General features: G+C 63.5%; 13 protein-coding genes and 1 tRNA gene. 3 read left to right on the top strand and 11 right to left on the bottom strand.

Going from position 1 to position 13,979, the window contains the following annotated elements:
* Positions 1 to 173: 173 nt before the first annotated feature.
* From MFF55_RS19460 to MFF55_RS19450, 3 genes are read right to left on the bottom strand one after another with little or no spacing between them, the layout of a single operon-like run.
* A complete protein-coding gene (locus MFF55_RS19460) occupies positions 174 to 890 on the bottom strand; it encodes an LrgB family protein (protein ID WP_238245759.1) in 717 nt (238 codons plus the stop codon).
* Positions 887 to 1,291: a CidA/LrgA family protein gene (locus MFF55_RS19455; protein WP_238245758.1), complete on the bottom strand. Its 405-nt coding sequence runs from the start codon at positions 1,289 to 1,291 to the stop codon at positions 887 to 889. The genes MFF55_RS19460 and MFF55_RS19455 overlap by 4 nt, the downstream gene beginning before the upstream one ends.
* Positions 1,292 to 1,301: 10 nt before the next feature.
* Positions 1,302 to 1,784: a tellurite resistance TerB family protein gene (locus tag MFF55_RS19450; protein ID WP_238245757.1), complete on the bottom strand. Its 483-nt coding sequence runs from the start codon at positions 1,782 to 1,784 to the stop codon at positions 1,302 to 1,304.
* Between the two features lie 318 nt (positions 1,785 to 2,102).
* Between MFF55_RS19450 and MFF55_RS19445 the strand changes: the two genes are divergently transcribed.
* Positions 2,103 to 2,178: transfer RNA gene (locus MFF55_RS19445), tRNA-Thr, on the top strand.
* A gap of 941 nt (positions 2,179 to 3,119) precedes the next feature.
* Entirely contained in the window at positions 3,120 to 4,433 is a 1,314-nt protein-coding gene (locus MFF55_RS19440; protein WP_238245756.1) for an App1 family protein phosphatidate phosphatase, read from the top strand.
* 163 nt (positions 4,434 to 4,596) lie between these two features.
* Here MFF55_RS19440 and MFF55_RS19435 read toward each other — a convergent pair whose 3' ends face one another.
* The 8 genes from MFF55_RS19435 to MFF55_RS19385 form a co-directional block, all read right to left on the bottom strand.
* On the bottom strand, positions 4,597 to 4,878 hold the full coding sequence (locus MFF55_RS19435) for a DUF2312 domain-containing protein (protein ID WP_238245755.1): 282 nt from the start codon (positions 4,876 to 4,878) through the stop codon (positions 4,597 to 4,599).
* A gap of 358 nt (positions 4,879 to 5,236) precedes the next feature.
* The gene (locus MFF55_RS19430; RefSeq protein ID WP_283206773.1) at positions 5,237 to 6,205 is read right to left on the bottom strand and encodes a calcium-binding protein; all 969 of its coding nucleotides are present in this window, start codon (positions 6,203 to 6,205) and stop codon (positions 5,237 to 5,239) included.
* Between the two features lie 170 nt (positions 6,206 to 6,375).
* Positions 6,376 to 8,199: a CHASE2 domain-containing protein gene (locus MFF55_RS19410; RefSeq protein WP_238245754.1), complete on the bottom strand. Its 1,824-nt coding sequence runs from the start codon at positions 8,197 to 8,199 to the stop codon at positions 6,376 to 6,378.
* Between the two features lie 11 nt (positions 8,200 to 8,210).
* Positions 8,211 to 8,681 (bottom strand): FecR domain-containing protein, encoded by a 471-nt coding sequence (locus tag MFF55_RS19405; RefSeq protein WP_238245815.1) that lies wholly within the window; start codon positions 8,679 to 8,681, stop codon positions 8,211 to 8,213.
* 165 nt (positions 8,682 to 8,846) lie between these two features.
* Positions 8,847 to 9,533: a Crp/Fnr family transcriptional regulator gene (locus MFF55_RS19400; RefSeq protein WP_238245753.1), complete on the bottom strand. Its 687-nt coding sequence runs from the start codon at positions 9,531 to 9,533 to the stop codon at positions 8,847 to 8,849.
* Positions 9,534 to 9,835: 302 nt separating this feature from the next.
* Positions 9,836 to 10,843, bottom strand: coding sequence for a P1 family peptidase (locus tag MFF55_RS19395; RefSeq protein ID WP_238245752.1), 1,008 nt, complete (start codon positions 10,841 to 10,843; stop codon positions 9,836 to 9,838).
* 269 nt (positions 10,844 to 11,112) lie between these two features.
* The gene (locus tag MFF55_RS19390) at positions 11,113 to 11,532 is read right to left on the bottom strand and encodes a GIY-YIG nuclease family protein (RefSeq protein WP_238245751.1); all 420 of its coding nucleotides are present in this window, start codon (positions 11,530 to 11,532) and stop codon (positions 11,113 to 11,115) included.
* Positions 11,533 to 11,586: 54 nt separating this feature from the next.
* Positions 11,587 to 12,750, bottom strand: a complete 1,164-nt coding sequence (locus MFF55_RS19385; protein WP_238245750.1) for a dimethylmenaquinone methyltransferase — start codon at positions 12,748 to 12,750, stop codon at positions 11,587 to 11,589.
* A 372-nt stretch (positions 12,751 to 13,122) separates the two neighbouring features.
* Here MFF55_RS19385 and MFF55_RS19380 point away from each other — a divergent pair, with 372 nt between their 5' ends.
* Positions 13,123 to 13,686 carry a Ros/MucR family transcriptional regulator gene (locus MFF55_RS19380; protein WP_238245814.1) on the top strand — a complete coding sequence of 188 codons (564 nt, stop codon included), beginning with the start codon at positions 13,123 to 13,125 and terminating at the stop codon, positions 13,684 to 13,686.
* The last annotated feature ends 293 nt before the right edge of the window (positions 13,687 to 13,979 follow it).

Raw genomic sequence — 13,979 nt, 5'->3', positions numbered from 1 at the left:
CGCCTCGGTCGTGCGGCTCTCTCCTCCCCCTTGTGGGGAGGAGGCAGGAGGTGGGGGTGGCTGGGTGACCCTGCCGCTCACCAGGCGGGACCACCCTCACCCCGAACCCCTCCCCACAAGGGGGAGGGGACGCGCCATACCGACTTGATCATGCGGAGGCCGTAAAGGAGCAGCTACCGCAGAAAGCTCACCGCCACCGGCACCAGGATCGCGGTGAGGAAGGCGTTGAGACCGAGCGCGATGCCGGCGAAGGTGCCGGCGACCTCGCTGACCTGGAAGGCTCGGGCCGTGCCGACGCCGTGGGCGGCAAGCCCCGCCGCGAAGCCCCGAGCGCGCATGTCGCGCAGGCGAAGCAGGTTGAGGATCGGCGTCACCAGGATCGCCCCGGTCATGCCGGTGAGCATGACGAGGACGGCGGCCAGCGTCGGATCACCCCCCAAGCCCTCGACGATGCCCATGGCGACGCCGGTGGTCACGGATTTCGGGGCCATCGCCACGACGACCTCGCGGGGCACGCCGAGCGCCAGTCCCAGCGTCACCGCCGAGACGATGGCGACGAGGGAGCCGACGAGGAGGGTCGCAAGCATCGGGAGCAGCGCACGCATCACCGTGGCGCGGTAAGCGTAGAACGGGAAGGCCAGCGCGACGGTCGCTGGCCCGAGCAGGAAGTGCACGAATTGCGCGCCCTCGAAATAGGTGGCGTAGGGCGTGCCCGTGAGCGCCAGGATGCCAGCCGTGAGGATGACGGCGAGGAGCACGGGGTTGGCGATGGGGTGCCGGTTGGTCGCCAGCGCGATGCGGTCGGCGACGAGGTAGGCCGCGAGCGTCACGGTGAGCCAGAGCAGTGGCGTGCGCGAGAGATAGACCCAGACCGCGAAGTCGCCGCTCATGGGGAACTTTTCGGTGGGCCCGAGCCGAGGCGCCGGGCCACCGCCTCGAAGGTGAGGGCGGCGGCCGAGAGGGTGAGCACCGTCGAGACGAGGACCACGCAGAGAATCGCGGCCCCGTGCGCGGCGAGCACGTCGAGGCGCCCGACGATGCCGGTGGCGGCCGGCACGAACAGGAGCGAGAGGTTGGCGAGCAGCCCGCGCCCCGTCGCCTCCAGGCCGCCGTCGGTGAGCGGCGCCGGCAGCAGGCGCGCGGCCGGGCCGGAGTGGCGGTCGCGCAGGGCCAGGAAGCCGATGAGCAGGGCCATGCCGATCAGCGGCCCCGGCACGGGCAGGCCGGCGCCGCGCGCCAGGCCCTCGCCGAGGAGCTGGGCCAGCAGGATCAGGGTGAGGCTGACGATCACCGCGCGAGCCTCAACCCGCGGCGGCCTCGCCCGTCTGCGCGCCGGCCCCCGTCCGCGCCCGGTCGATGGCCGCCTCGTCGAGGCCGAGCAGCCCGCCGAGGCGCCAGACCAGGGCGTCCTCGAACTCGTCGAGGGCGCCGTCGGCGCCCGCCACCGCCCAGGCCATGCCGAGCAGCCGCATCCGCTCCTCGGGCCCGGCATCGTGACCGATCGCCTCGACCAGGGCGGACATGTCGCGGGTCTGCGCGTCGACGGCCGAGGCGCGCGCGATGAGCCGGTCGGCCTCTCCGCGGGACACGGAGAAGCGGCTCTCCACGAACCGGGCTAGGCGCTCGGCCTCGGCCGGGGCGAGCATGCCGTCGGCCCGGGCGACGTGGACGAGGAGGGCGATGGCCGCGAGCCCGGCATCGTCCTCGTCGGCCACCGCACCGGGCGAGGCTGCGGTCCCGAAGACATCGTCGGCATAGGCCCTGAGGCGTGCGAGCAGCGACATGGAGGGAATCTCGGACCAGCAACGCCGCCACCCTTCCGGCCCCGGCGCGACACCGTCAAGCTGTCGCCGCATTCCCCGGTGCCCCGCCGCACCTTCGCCCGGGCCTCGCCTCGCCTTGCCATCGGCGGGCCGGGCGGATATGACCCTGACCCCAACGATCCCCCGCGCAACCCTTCCGCGCCGCCGGGAATCGCGCCGCACTAGCTCAGCTGGTAGAGCACCTCATTCGTAATTAGCGGGTTAGCCGCAAAAAGCGAAGCGGGCTCAATGAGTTGACTGGGCGGAATGAGTTCTAGTATGGCCTTAATAGGGTCAGATGCCGCAATAGCTCAGCTGGTAGAGCACCTCATTCGTAATGAGGGGGTCGGGGGTTCGAATCCCTCTTGCGGCACCACCACTTAACCCTGGTCTTCACAGCGACTTGGCCAAGGTGGAGCCATCCGTCCTGCAAGCCTCGGTAGCCTTCCTGTCACGCTCTGGTCACAGCGGCGAGACAAAGCATCATCGCTACGCTCAGGAAGCGGAACGACAAGTGGCAAGCCCAGGTACGCCAGAAGGGTCAGCCCGCGGTCAGCCGCACGTTCATCCTCAAAGCCGACGCTCAAGCCTGGGTTAGGCAGATGGAGCTACAGGGCGAGAGGGCAGACCTCCTAGTCAAGGCTCCTACCCCTACCAGCAAAACGCTGCGTGAGGTCGTAGTCCGTTATCGGGATGAGGTCAGTCCCGGTAAGCACAGCGGTAAGAACGAAGCGACCTTCCTGAACGCCTTCCTTCGACACGGATTAGCTCAAGCCAAACTCAGCAGCCTCACCTCTGAGCAGTGTGCGGCTTACCGCGATGAATGGCTTGCCAGGGTCGGTCAGGAGAGAGTTAGCCGTCCTTCGGCACTGCCCTAGAGATCGCCGTGGGTGAATGGGGGGTCAACCTTCCGATCAACCTGTTCGGGCGCCACTTGCGACCTGTCTCCGTCCCCTGAGCCTTCTCTATCTTGAACACGGGCGAAATCCTCACCGAGGGCGCGGATCTGCTCCAACGCGTGATGTGTGAGTTCGTCGTTTGAGCGGCCCTCAACGGGTACGGTCACCGACCCTGTGAGCCGTCCAGCACTCGTCAAAAGCGTGAAGTTGAACCTGCCTAACGGCTTCGTCGGACGATGAAGTGTGGCTGTGCCCTGATGTGCCTCCGCGATCCGCCGTGTCGGGCCGATGCGGCCAGGCACTCGCTGCGGTTTCAGCTTGACCATAACTCGTACGGTTGCGGACACTACGTCCGCGAGATGCGCGGCGGCACGCGTGTACGAACGGTATAGTCGCCATGTTATTGTGCGAGGCTGAAATGACGGATGCTGGCCCAAGCACAACTCGTTGGCGAAGGGGAGCCGTTCGGCTCCTGGCGCTCGCTGCTCGACCTGTACGCAAGTCACAAGGACGCGGTGGAACCGTCATCGAGGCCTACCGCGGATATGGGACGAGCGAGGAGATCTTCCTGATCGGACGCGTGTTCCGGCAGTCTCATCCAGATCGCCAGGTGAGCCCTAACGCCATCCGCGCGAACTTGCGCAACATCGTGCGGCGCATCCGCCGGAGAAAGGTCACCGGAGCGAGTGTGACGGCCCGCTTTGGCAGGGCTGAGGTTTCCGTCGTGACGGACCGAGATGGTTACTTCCGGGTCCACCTGCGTGCGCACAGTGTGCCCTCCAGCAACTCAGCCTGGCACCCCGTCTCACTCACGCTTGATGGTGAACCGCCGGTCAACGTCCTGGGGCAGGTGTACATCCCACCCGCGACCTGCCGCTTCGTCGTGATCAGCGACATCGATGACACGATCATGCACACGGGCGTCGCCAACAAGCTCAAGATGCTCTGGCGCCTGTTTGTGGCTGACGCCGACAGTCGCGTCGCGTTCCCCGGTGCAGCGGCCCTGTGCCAGGCATTTCACGTCGGCGTGACCGGGGCTGAAGCCAACCCCATGCTCTACGTGTCTCGCGCTCCTTGGGGCATCTACGACATGCTCGGCGAGTTCTTCCAGCAACACGAGATCCCGGTCGGACCAGTCCTGTTCTTACGGGAATGGGGCCTCTCCTGGCGTCATCCACTGCCGCGCAAGGCTGAGGATCACAAGCACCAGCTCATCAGCCATATGCTATCGCTCTACCGTGACCTGCCGTTCGTGCTCATCGGCGACAGCGGCCAGCACGACCCTGAGGTCTACGCCAAGATCGTGTCGGACCACCCAGGCCGTGTGCTCGCCGTGTATGTTCGCAACGTTTCGCGTGATGCCGGACGCATCGGCGAGATCGAGCACCTCGCGGCCTCGATCGCGACGGCCGGTAGCAGCCTCGTGCTCGCTGCGGACAGCATGGCCATCGCCAAGCACGCCGTCCGCCTTGGTCTGATCGCGCCTGATCGTCTCGGTGCGGTGTTAGGCGAGCAGTCGGCCGTGGATGACAATCAGATGGTGGGCGAGACTCGGCGGCTTGGTGGCTCAACCACCGCAGCAACCTCGCAGAAGGTTGAAAGCGGAGAGTTGGCGAGCGTTCTTGAAGACGCTGCAGACAGGCCGCTCAACGTGATCATTGAGGCCGCTGATCGTGGCCGACCGGGCACGAAAGATTACGTTCGGGACAAGCAGGATAAATCGCCGACATAACGCCGCGCTCATTTCAGCGCCCACCGTGACTAAGAAGAACTTGGAAATTCTCGTCGAGGAAGTGCAGCTTCTCATCGACGTAACCGACGAGATGATGGACGCTGCCGTGGGGAGCCTTTAATCACCACGGCAGCGTCGAGACCTTAGCGCGTTTGAGGGACGCTCAGGCCGCCTCTGCCATTGGAGCCGGGCTCGGCGCATCCATGGCACGCATGTACACATCGAGCAGCGTCTCGTGCTCGTCACGCTCGTCCTGATCGAGTTTGCGCAGCTTCAGGATCTCTTTGAGGATTTTTACGTCCAGACCCTCACTCTTAGCCTCCAAGAAGATCTCTTTCTTGGCCTCCATGAGATCCTTGATCTCCTCCTCGACCTTCTCGACGCGCTCGATGATCGAGCGGATACGGTCGCCGGCAACTCCAACGGTGTCGATGGTGTCGGGCATGCTCTCTCCTTGGGCTAACCCGACACGCAACCTCGTGGGTTTGGGTAAGCGAGAGGTTAAGGTGACCCGCGGGATGTGCGTTGAGCCACCAGCAATCTATGGAGCGTCACGCTTGCCGCCGTTGCGCCTTTCCGAACTCACCTGCTACATGGCCTTGGCTCACGGCTGAGAGTTGGGCCTTCCGAGACAATCTCGTGAGCAGTTGCGTTTCGCCGGGCCGGGTCTTCACGGCTGGCGGCACTTTGGCCGGTCTAGCCCTGGTCGACTACTTAGCTAGGCGGCGTGCCGGCAGGGAGCGCGGCACACAGTGTCCGCGGGGCCAACTCGCGGCAGCCCTGCGGAACCTTGCTCGCTTCTCTCAGAAAATGAAGAAGTCGGACGCGCTCAGGGTCGAGGGCAGGCCCGTGCTCAGTTGCGCAAAGGCGAACGCTTCCTGAGAGCCCGAGCCGTCGGGATCGTAGAAGAGCATGTTGTTCCAGGTCGAAGCGACGATGCGGTCGCTGGAGTCGAGCCCTGTCGCGTTATAATTGTCGACGATGCGGAATGCGCTGTCGTCGAGGGTCCCGAGCGCGAGCGTCTGGAATACGGCGTTGTCGAGCCGGATCGTGTCGTCGACCGGCTGGAAGTCGCTGATCCTGTCAAAGTTTCCGGAGAGAGCCGGATTGGCGTCGAACAAGAAGGTGTCCGCGCCTACCCCGCCGGTCATGACATCCTGACCCTTGCCACCGATCAGCGTGTCGTTGCCGGCGCCACCGCTGAGAACGTCGTCGCCGTCGCCGCCGTCGAGGCGGTTGTCGACGCTGCTGCCGGTGATGCGATCGTCGAAGCGACCACCGTCGACGTTCTCAATCGAGATCAGCTCGTCGGTCCCCTCGCCAACGTAATAGTAGCCGCTGCCGACGTCCCAAATCGCCTCCTCCTGGAGCCCGGTCCCGTTGGCGAGGTTGACAGTAACGCGGCCGTGAAAGCCGCTGTAATCAACCCGGTCGGTGCCCACGCCGCCATCCATCTTGTCGACGCCGTGAATGTCGGAGAAGACGTCGTTGTTGTCCCCACCGTACATCCGGTCGCTGCCGTAGCTCCCGTTGAGCTTGTCAGAGCCCGCACCGCCCCAAAGGTCGTCGACGCCGAAACCGCCGTCGAGGGTGTCGTTGCCCTCACCCCCGTGGAGGTTGTCGTTACCCTCGCCGCCGTACAGGATGTCGTTACCGTCCCGGCCAGTGAGCATATCGTTGCCCTTGTAGCCGTAGATGACGTCCTGCTGATCTGTGCCGACGAGCGTGTCGTCGAGCCAGAACCAGTTTTGATCGCCCTTGATCGTAGCCATGATGCGCCTCGTCAGGTTAGGGCGCCGAACCGCTCGGCGTCTTGAGGCAGATCATGGCGGGGTCAGGCATTACCTTCTGTGATGCAGATCACACAGGCCCGTGACGCGTCGTTGACGGAGGCCTGAAGCTGGTGCCGGTCTACAGCCTAACCACCCAACGAAGTTCGGATTCACCGCAGGCAACGTATGTCGAGGCCCTGTTTCCGGCCGCGAATGCCGATGCGTATGACCGGCCCGAGGGGAACATCATTGAGGGACGCGGGCAGACCAGACAGCAGATCTGCTGATAGGACGGCCCGAACACCCTCGGTCTTGGCCACCTCGAGAAGGCGGCTTGCAACGTTCACAGTGTCACCAGTGGCAGTGATATGTTGATTATGAGCGCCACCGAGACGCGATACCACGACTTGCCCGGCATGGGCGCCAATGCGCAGGCCGATGTTGAGGCCGCGGCTAGTGAGCCAGGTTTCCAATGCAGCAGAGAGGGCAATTGCTGCCTGCAACGCGCGATGTCCATCGTCGGGCCGCGGCTCAGGCAAGCCAAACAGGACCATAGCGCCGTCGCCCATAAAGCTGGTCACCGAGCCATCGTGAGCGCTCGCCACCGCCTCTACGCCAGCATGCATCTCCTTCAAAAGGGCTTGGGTCCGCGCCGGTCCGAGCTGTTCGCCGAGCCCAGTGAAGCCGGAAAGATCGACAAAAAGCACGGCAGCGCGCTGCTCACGCGGTGTGGCAAGGTAGTCTGGATCGTGTGCCAGCCGATCGGCAATTAACGGCGGATGAAACCGCAGGAGTGCGTCCCGGGCTCGCTCCAATCGAAGCCCGAGAACTCGGTCGAGCCAAATCCGGCTGCTGAATGTGAGCGCAACCGGCGGAGCAAAGGCTGCAAAGGGTAGAGCGAGGGCAAACCACAGCCCGTACGCAAATAACACGGCGTTTAAGCAGACAGCTCCTGCCAAGAGCAAGCCGGCAATTCCAAGTCCGATCCGGTCGATCGAGAGCAGGAGGATTACGACCAACGGCAAAATCATGGCTACTGCGACATCGATCTGGCGGATGGTTGTATTTCTTGTCAGGGCGTCGCCTCGGACGAGATGTGCGATGCCAGTCGCCAGCACCTCGACGCCTGGCAGTAGTGGATCGAAGGGCGTCGGCATGGTGTCGCCGCTACCGAAGGCGGTAGCACCCACGACGACAATGCGGTCCTTGATTTTGTCTTCAAAAGTTCCGTTCACGACGGCGTCGGCACTCACCGTGTGGATGCTCCCCTGCGGACCGTAGAAGCGCAGAGCGAGTGAGGCCCCTAAATCAAGCGGCGTCTCGACTTCACCGATCCGAATGAAGTAACGCTCCCAGGCGAGATCACGGCCAAATCGCGCGGCGACAAGGGAGAGCGAAAACTGAAGGGCGCCATCGGCGGCTGTAAGCAGAGGCAGGTGCCGGGGGGTGCCACCATGATCAGTGGCAACGTTGACGAGGCCGAGGCGGGTCGCCTGCGCCAGGGCAGCAATCGGTCGGGAGAGCCTGTCCGCCACGGGCAAGTCAGCGAAAGGACCTGAGCTGGCGCGTTGTTCAGGGCCGGCCCGCGCGAAAGTGGCTGCCATAGCGATCACGGAGGGGCCGGAGGCAAGAGCCTCAGCGAGTTCGCGATCCGCCTCGGGCTCGCTTGCGTCGAGGAAGAGGATGTCGATAGCGATCGCGCGCGGCTGAGCCGCCATAAGCTTGCGGATCAGCTTCGCAACGACCTGCCTCGGCAGCGGGTAGGTTCCCGCGCTTGCCACGGTGGCATCATCGATGGCCACGACCACTACATCTTCCGGCGCTGGACGTGGCCCTGCGAGGAGAAAGCGCAGATCGGCTAGGGGCGCCTCGATCCGGTCGAGAGGCGAGGCGCCGCCGCTCAGGTGCGGCAACGTCAAGACGCTGCTCCAGGCTAAAGACAGTATAATGCCTACCAATGATAGGATCGCCCGAGCACGGGCAGGGTCGCGCATTGCGGTCCCCGTCAGCGACCGAAGCGTACCATCAGGCTCATGCGGCGCGCGGCCGTCCACGGCTTGATCTCAAGGGGGGCGCGACCGGGGGAAACGTCAGTACCGTCCCCCGATTTCAGTACCACCACTGGGCCGCCACTTGCCCTGTTAACAGCAACGCGCCCGGTCTCTACGAAGACTGCCGTACCCGAGGAGGTCACGTCCACCGCCCAAGTCGTGCCACGCACGGAGGCGACCGCGTGTGGCGAAAGAACTTGGAAGCCGCCGCGTGGGCGAGCATCATACTCGATCAAAAGGCCTTTGGCTTTGAGCTCGATCGCCTCCGGCCGCCCATCTCGGTTTCGGTCGATCAATCGGTACGCTGCGCCCGGCTCGGCCGTGATGCGGGAGCCGCCTGAGCATTCGAGCACCTCCCGTGGCGGATCAGCGTAAGTGGTGCTAATGCAGCCTTCCGCGTAGGCCTGCGTGCAAGACAATGCCATGCTTACAGCGCCAACCATCAGAATGGCCAAACGTCCGAAGCCGTGCGTTCCTAATGGCTGATACGCCCACATGACGCAGACCCTCAAGAGACATCCATCACAAGGCAGCCGGACGCGCTTCAGGACTAGTGTTGTTTATGGTTTCTCGCTTCGCAAGATTTTCCTTCATGTCCCCTCATCAGAAATACCGACGCGTGCCAATCTCTGAGGAGTGAGGAGAGTAATCCGCCCTCGGCTGAGCCCTACGATACCTGCTCGTTTCCACACCTGCAGGTGACGGTTGACGCTCTCGCGGGTGGCACCAACGAAACTCGCGAGATCCTCCTGCGAGATTTCAATCTCGTTGCCGTAGTCAATCGCGAGGCTGAGGAGGCGCCGGCCGAGACGCCGGTCGAGAGGCAGAAAGGCCGTATCTTCGGCCTGAGTACTCATCCAGCGGATACGAGCGCAGAGTAGCTCTATCACCTGGACCGCCACGCTGGGCTGACGTGCCAAAAGGGCGAGGAAATCACGCCGCAGAACGACAAAAAGATCCGTGGGTTCGCTCGCGATTGCGGTGGCCGTGCGCGACTGCCCATCGAGGAGTGCTACCTCACCAAACACATCACCCGAGCCGAGCAGGTTAAGCGTCAGGTTCTGGCCATCCGCCTTATCAGTGGTGATACGGACCTGTCCCCGCCTGATTGCATACAGCGCATCTCCCGGATCGCCCTTGAGAAACAGCGTCTGTCCCGCTTCTAACCGACGTGTGATGCACAGCGCCGCAATGGACGATAGCGCCTCCGGCCCAAGGCTAGCGAAGAAGGTGTTTGCGGCCAGCAAGCGCCCGAGATCAGGGAATGGCATCGTCATTTCAAGCGAGACGCAGCCTTGTGTAATTTGACCTAAGGAATGCAGCGAGCAACGCCAGAAAGGTTAAGTCAACGGCCGAGCACGGAGGAAGCGCCGATCAAGCTCCTGGGTGTCAGAAGGCGCCCCTCGCAAGACCTTCCTTGGGCTGTGATCCCAGGTGCAGTTTGGGCGCCGATCAGCGTGCTAAAGGTTTGTCCGAAAACGAGCGGGTGGATCTCGTTGGATGCGGATCACACCTTGTGAAAGCAGTACGTTTCACTACTAGTGTATCTACTTCTTGTTGTCGCTCAGTGCAGGAGTGACTACCGATGTAGGTCCCGCCACGCCGGAGGAGTATCCGAAGAAGCAGTCGGCGGATTGGAGAGGGCTGTTGCCTTATAGACGCCGATAGCGACAGCACGTGCCAACGTGTTGGCCGCCGCGTCCCCGATTCGGGCAAGATCGCCTATCGGATCCTCCAACGGCACTTGGCCTGTCGATATGGCAAAAACCACGTCGCCGTCGAGCGGCGTGTGGACGGGATGGATGGCACGGGCAAGCCCATTCTGTGCCATCACTGCAAGACGACGCGCTTGCGCTTTTGTCAGCCGTGCGTCCGTCGCGACTACGGCGAGGGTGGTATTGGCACCGGGGAGAATGACCCTTGGCCAAGTGAACGCTGTCTCCAGCATACTGCTCGGGAAGCCAAGGCCACCAAACTCCTCCCCCTGCTCATAAGGGGCGGCCCAGAAGTGTGGCCCTTCTCCAACGGTGACCCGGCCGAAGGCGTTGACGACCACGAGCGCCCCCACTTTCGCGGAAACACCCGAGACGTCTGCCGAAGCCGAACCAAGGCCGCCCTTCAGGTTCGCGGTACGCGCGCCAAGGCCCGCCCCGACCGAGCCCAGCGCGAAGTCCTCGCCCGCCGCACAGGCCGCCGCGTAGCCCAACTCGCGATAGGGAGGATAGCGGCCCCAAGCCTTGTCGCCGCCGTTGAGCAGATCGAACAGGATTGCACCGGGCACGATCGGTACCCGCGCAGCGCCGACCGGAAACCCGCGCCCTAACTCCGCGAGACGGGCCACGACGCCCGCCGCGGCGTCAAGTCCAAAGGCCGAGCCTCCCGAAAGCACAAGGGCATCGATGCCCGCGACCGTACGCTCGGGATCGAGAAGATCGGTCTCGCGGGTGCCTGGTCCGCCCCCGCGCACGTCAACACTCGCGACCACAGGCTCGTCGAATACAAGCGCGCTGACGCCGGTCGCTTGCCCAAGATCATGCGCGTGACCCACCCGAATGCCAGGGATGTCGGTGATCAGTGTGCGCACCATCCAGGGCTTTCCGACACGGGGGGTCACGATGTGTCAGTGTGGAGGCCGGATGAAAGATTTCATAGGGTCCTCCGCCCTGCAGTCGCTATCTATCTAATCCGGTCCGAAAATGTGGTCAGCTCAGATTGCTTCATGATCACCGAGAGGCTTGTCACGAGCCCGCGCGACCCAGATCAGCAGTAGCACTTGGAACGGTCAAGCGGGACTACACGTCTCAGCGATCCCGTAGGCGTCCTCGTAGACGCCTGAACCGTTCGGCCCTCAAAGGTTCAAAACGGCCCCGGCGCGACGCTGTAGTCCAACTGTAGCGTCTCTCGGGTTGCCGCCGGTAAAAACATTTCGTCCCCACTCTTACGGACTTTCCGCGGACCGACGACTGTTACGATGGCGTCATTGCGAGCGTAGCACAGCTCAGCGCCAATGGGGACGCCGAGCACAGTGAAAACGAGGTTGGGCCGCCGGGCCCGCAACGCGCGGGTTGCCCCGAGCTCCTGTTCGGAGATGGCCGAGGGCTGGGCCTCTACGGTGCGCGTGGCATCCTCGACGTGAAGCAGACGCAGGATAGCTAAGGCTTGCTCCGACTCGATGCGGAAGAACTCACGGCGGGCGTTCACTCGCTGAGGACCGAAAGCGATGTGCAAGGCCTGCTCGACCTGCGCAGGGTCAGCGACCCGATCAGCAGCGTTCACCCATTGTCTGGTGCAGCCTCGGCCAAAGCATTTCCGGCGCAGAGTTCGGAGAGCTCAACCCTTCCAGTTCTTGAGGGCGGCAAAAGGGCTGGCCGCGGGGTCTGGCTGCGGTGGGTTCAGCCCTGCTTCCACCTGCGTTACTGCGTCGATGATCGAGTAAGTGGAACCGTTCGGCAGCCTACCGCCAGCGGCATCTCGATGCCCACCACCACGGAACCGTTGCGCGCCCTCAAGTGCGGTGCCATCGCACGATCGGAATGACAGAGAGCCTGAGCGTTGCACGTTGACAAGCCGCCTCGCGCGTCCGCTTGCCATGACAAGGTCCGACACGCGCTGGAACGTGCCCGCGTCAAGACCAAACGACAGCAGGGACTTGTCCGACAACTCACGAAAGAGCGTGTCTGAGCGGGCAAGTGCCCGGGCGATCCGCATCCGTGTCGTCAGGTGCGGATCGTCGTCCGGCTCGTCACGCAGCAGCTTGTCGACAATCTCGGCGCGAAGCGTCACGGCGCGGCGCTCCACTTCCGCGGGCGCAGCGTCGGCCCGCAGGAGCGCAGCCACGGCGAGGAGCAGGTCCGACACGAAGCAGTCGTGCCAAGGGTGGCCAATCGGCACCACATTGGCCACGTTGTCCCAGAACACCTCATCGAGGGCGAGGCCACCGGCAAACGCCGGATCGGCCTTGCGCCAGAGGTCCAGGGCCTGCACGGCCTTGATCAGGGCCTGCAAATCTTCACGACGGTCGGCCTCGATGTCGCGCGTGGCAAACAGGGCCCGATGCTCATAGGTCATTCGGGTGGAGCAGCACCCTTCGTCGATCAACACGGTGACGTTGGGATCACCGAGGTCGAACCGCAGCAAGGTGGTCGGCTGAAGCTCGACGTCGGGCGCAAGATCGTGCCGTCGAAGCTGCTCGATCGAGGAGGCGTGATGATCGAGCACGATCAGCCGGTGCTGAGCGTCTGCTGCGCGGGTGCGGTTCATCGCTCCGAACCGGCGCAAGAAGATGACGGTGGGTTCCTCGAGGCCGATGTCTGTGATGAGCAACGTCTCAGGCGTACGAGTACGGCCCAGCCGCTTCAGCTCGTCGTCTAGGACAGGTCCGACATCGCTGTAGCGTGAGACGTGCACGATCCGGCCGGGGTCGGCGAAGGCTGCGGCAACGGTTGCAGCCCCGTACCCGTCGAGGTCGTGATGGGTGATCTGGGTCAAAGCCATGGGCGACCCTTACGCCCCAAGCGACTGCCGAAGCTACAAGAGAGTCAAAGGCGTGCAGAGCACTGCGTCAACGCTTCACCAATCCTGGCCCTACGTCCGGTGTGTACGGTGCTAGCGGGTACTGGCGGTGAACCATCCGGTGGCTGCGCCTGCCTACTTGCACGCTGGAACTCAGACTGGATCGGGCGTCATCGAAGCCATCGGTTGGCCACCAAAACAGGGAACTTTGGCCATTGGAAAACCGACTGAGCTGAGCAACTGCCGTGAGCACAAGCTTCAGAGTTGTCCATAATAAAACTTCCCCCGCGGCTTGATCTTGGAACCCAATTCGCTGAACGCTTGATCTATAGAAATCAGCGAAGAAGGTTCATCATGATAGACAACATCGAGACGCAATCAGTTGAGCAGGATGATACGGTCGAGCTAACAACGCAGATCGTCGCCGCATACGTATCCAACAACTCGGTCCCGGCCTCCGGCCTCGCAGACCTGATCCTGTCCGTTCACACAGGATTGCTCGGGCTCGGAAAGCCGCCGGCGTCGGTTGGAGAGAGCGTGGCGAAGGCTACACCGGCGCAGATCAAGAAGTCGATCGGGGATGAGGGGCTGATCAGCTTCGAGGATGGCAGGTCCTACAAGTCGCTGAAGCGCCACCTCTCAAGCCGTGGCCTGACACCGGAAGGCTACCGGGCCAAGTACGGTCTGCCCTCCGACTATCCAATGGTCGCGCCGAGCTACGCTAGGCAGCGCTCCGAACTCGCTCGCAGCATCGGGCTTGGGCGGCAGCGCCAGAGGGCTGAGCCGAAAAGCGCTGACGTCGTTGAGACCGTCACCGACGCACCCAAGGCCCGCGGCGGCCGGCGCAAGGCAACGGCTTCTACTCCCGCGCCGAAGACACGCGGCCGAGCAAGCAAGGCTGTTGCTGCCGCTGAGTAGAGCCGTCGGGTCAGGCTAATCGCCTGACCCGTATTGGCCGCTGAGCGTGCTGCTCTGTTCCAGACACGCATGAGCGAAGTGGCAGATGGTCCTCGCCGCGGCGACAGCCTTCGACCTAGTAGGAGCCTTCTGCTGATTTCACCAAGGCTGAATGTCTGATACGGGTGGAAAGCGCACGTTACCCCTCCGTCCAAAAGCGGACGTTCCGCCTCTGACCTGAACTTGCCGCGAACGCGCGGCTGCACGGTCCTTGGAAGCGGACGTTCTCAGATCGCATGACTGCGGACTGGCAT

Origin of the sequence: Methylobacterium iners (assembly GCF_022179305.1) — a bacterium.
In the GTDB taxonomy this organism is placed as follows: domain Bacteria; phylum Pseudomonadota; class Alphaproteobacteria; order Rhizobiales; family Beijerinckiaceae; genus Methylobacterium; species Methylobacterium iners.
Note: the sequence above shows the minus strand (reverse complement) of the source record. Positions and strands in the feature narration are given on the sequence as shown.

Coding starts and splice junctions, on each gene's coding strand:
- MFF55_RS19460 (WP_238245759.1), bottom strand. CDS start 890: ATGAGCGGCGACTTCGCGGTCTGGGTCTATCTCTCGCGCACGCCACTG.
- MFF55_RS19450 (WP_238245757.1), bottom strand. CDS start 1,784: ATGTCGCTGCTCGCACGCCTCAGGGCCTATGCCGACGATGTCTTCGGG.
- MFF55_RS19440 (WP_238245756.1), top strand. CDS start 3,120: ATGACGGATGCTGGCCCAAGCACAACTCGTTGGCGAAGGGGAGCCGTT.
- MFF55_RS19435 (WP_238245755.1), bottom strand. CDS start 4,878: ATGCCCGACACCATCGACACCGTTGGAGTTGCCGGCGACCGTATCCGC.
- MFF55_RS19430 (WP_283206773.1), bottom strand. CDS start 6,205: ATGGCTACGATCAAGGGCGATCAAAACTGGTTCTGGCTCGACGACACG.
- MFF55_RS19410 (WP_238245754.1), bottom strand. CDS start 8,199: ATGCGCGACCCTGCCCGTGCTCGGGCGATCCTATCATTGGTAGGCATT.
- MFF55_RS19405 (WP_238245815.1), bottom strand. CDS start 8,681: ATGGCATTGTCTTGCACGCAGGCCTACGCGGAAGGCTGCATTAGCACC.
- MFF55_RS19400 (WP_238245753.1), bottom strand. CDS start 9,533: ATGACGATGCCATTCCCTGATCTCGGGCGCTTGCTGGCCGCAAACACC.
- MFF55_RS19395 (WP_238245752.1), bottom strand. CDS start 10,843: ATGGTGCGCACACTGATCACCGACATCCCTGGCATTCGGGTGGGTCAC.
- MFF55_RS19385 (WP_238245750.1), bottom strand. CDS start 12,750: ATGGCTTTGACCCAGATCACCCATCACGACCTCGACGGGTACGGGGCT.
- MFF55_RS19380 (WP_238245814.1), top strand. CDS start 13,123: ATGATAGACAACATCGAGACGCAATCAGTTGAGCAGGATGATACGGTC.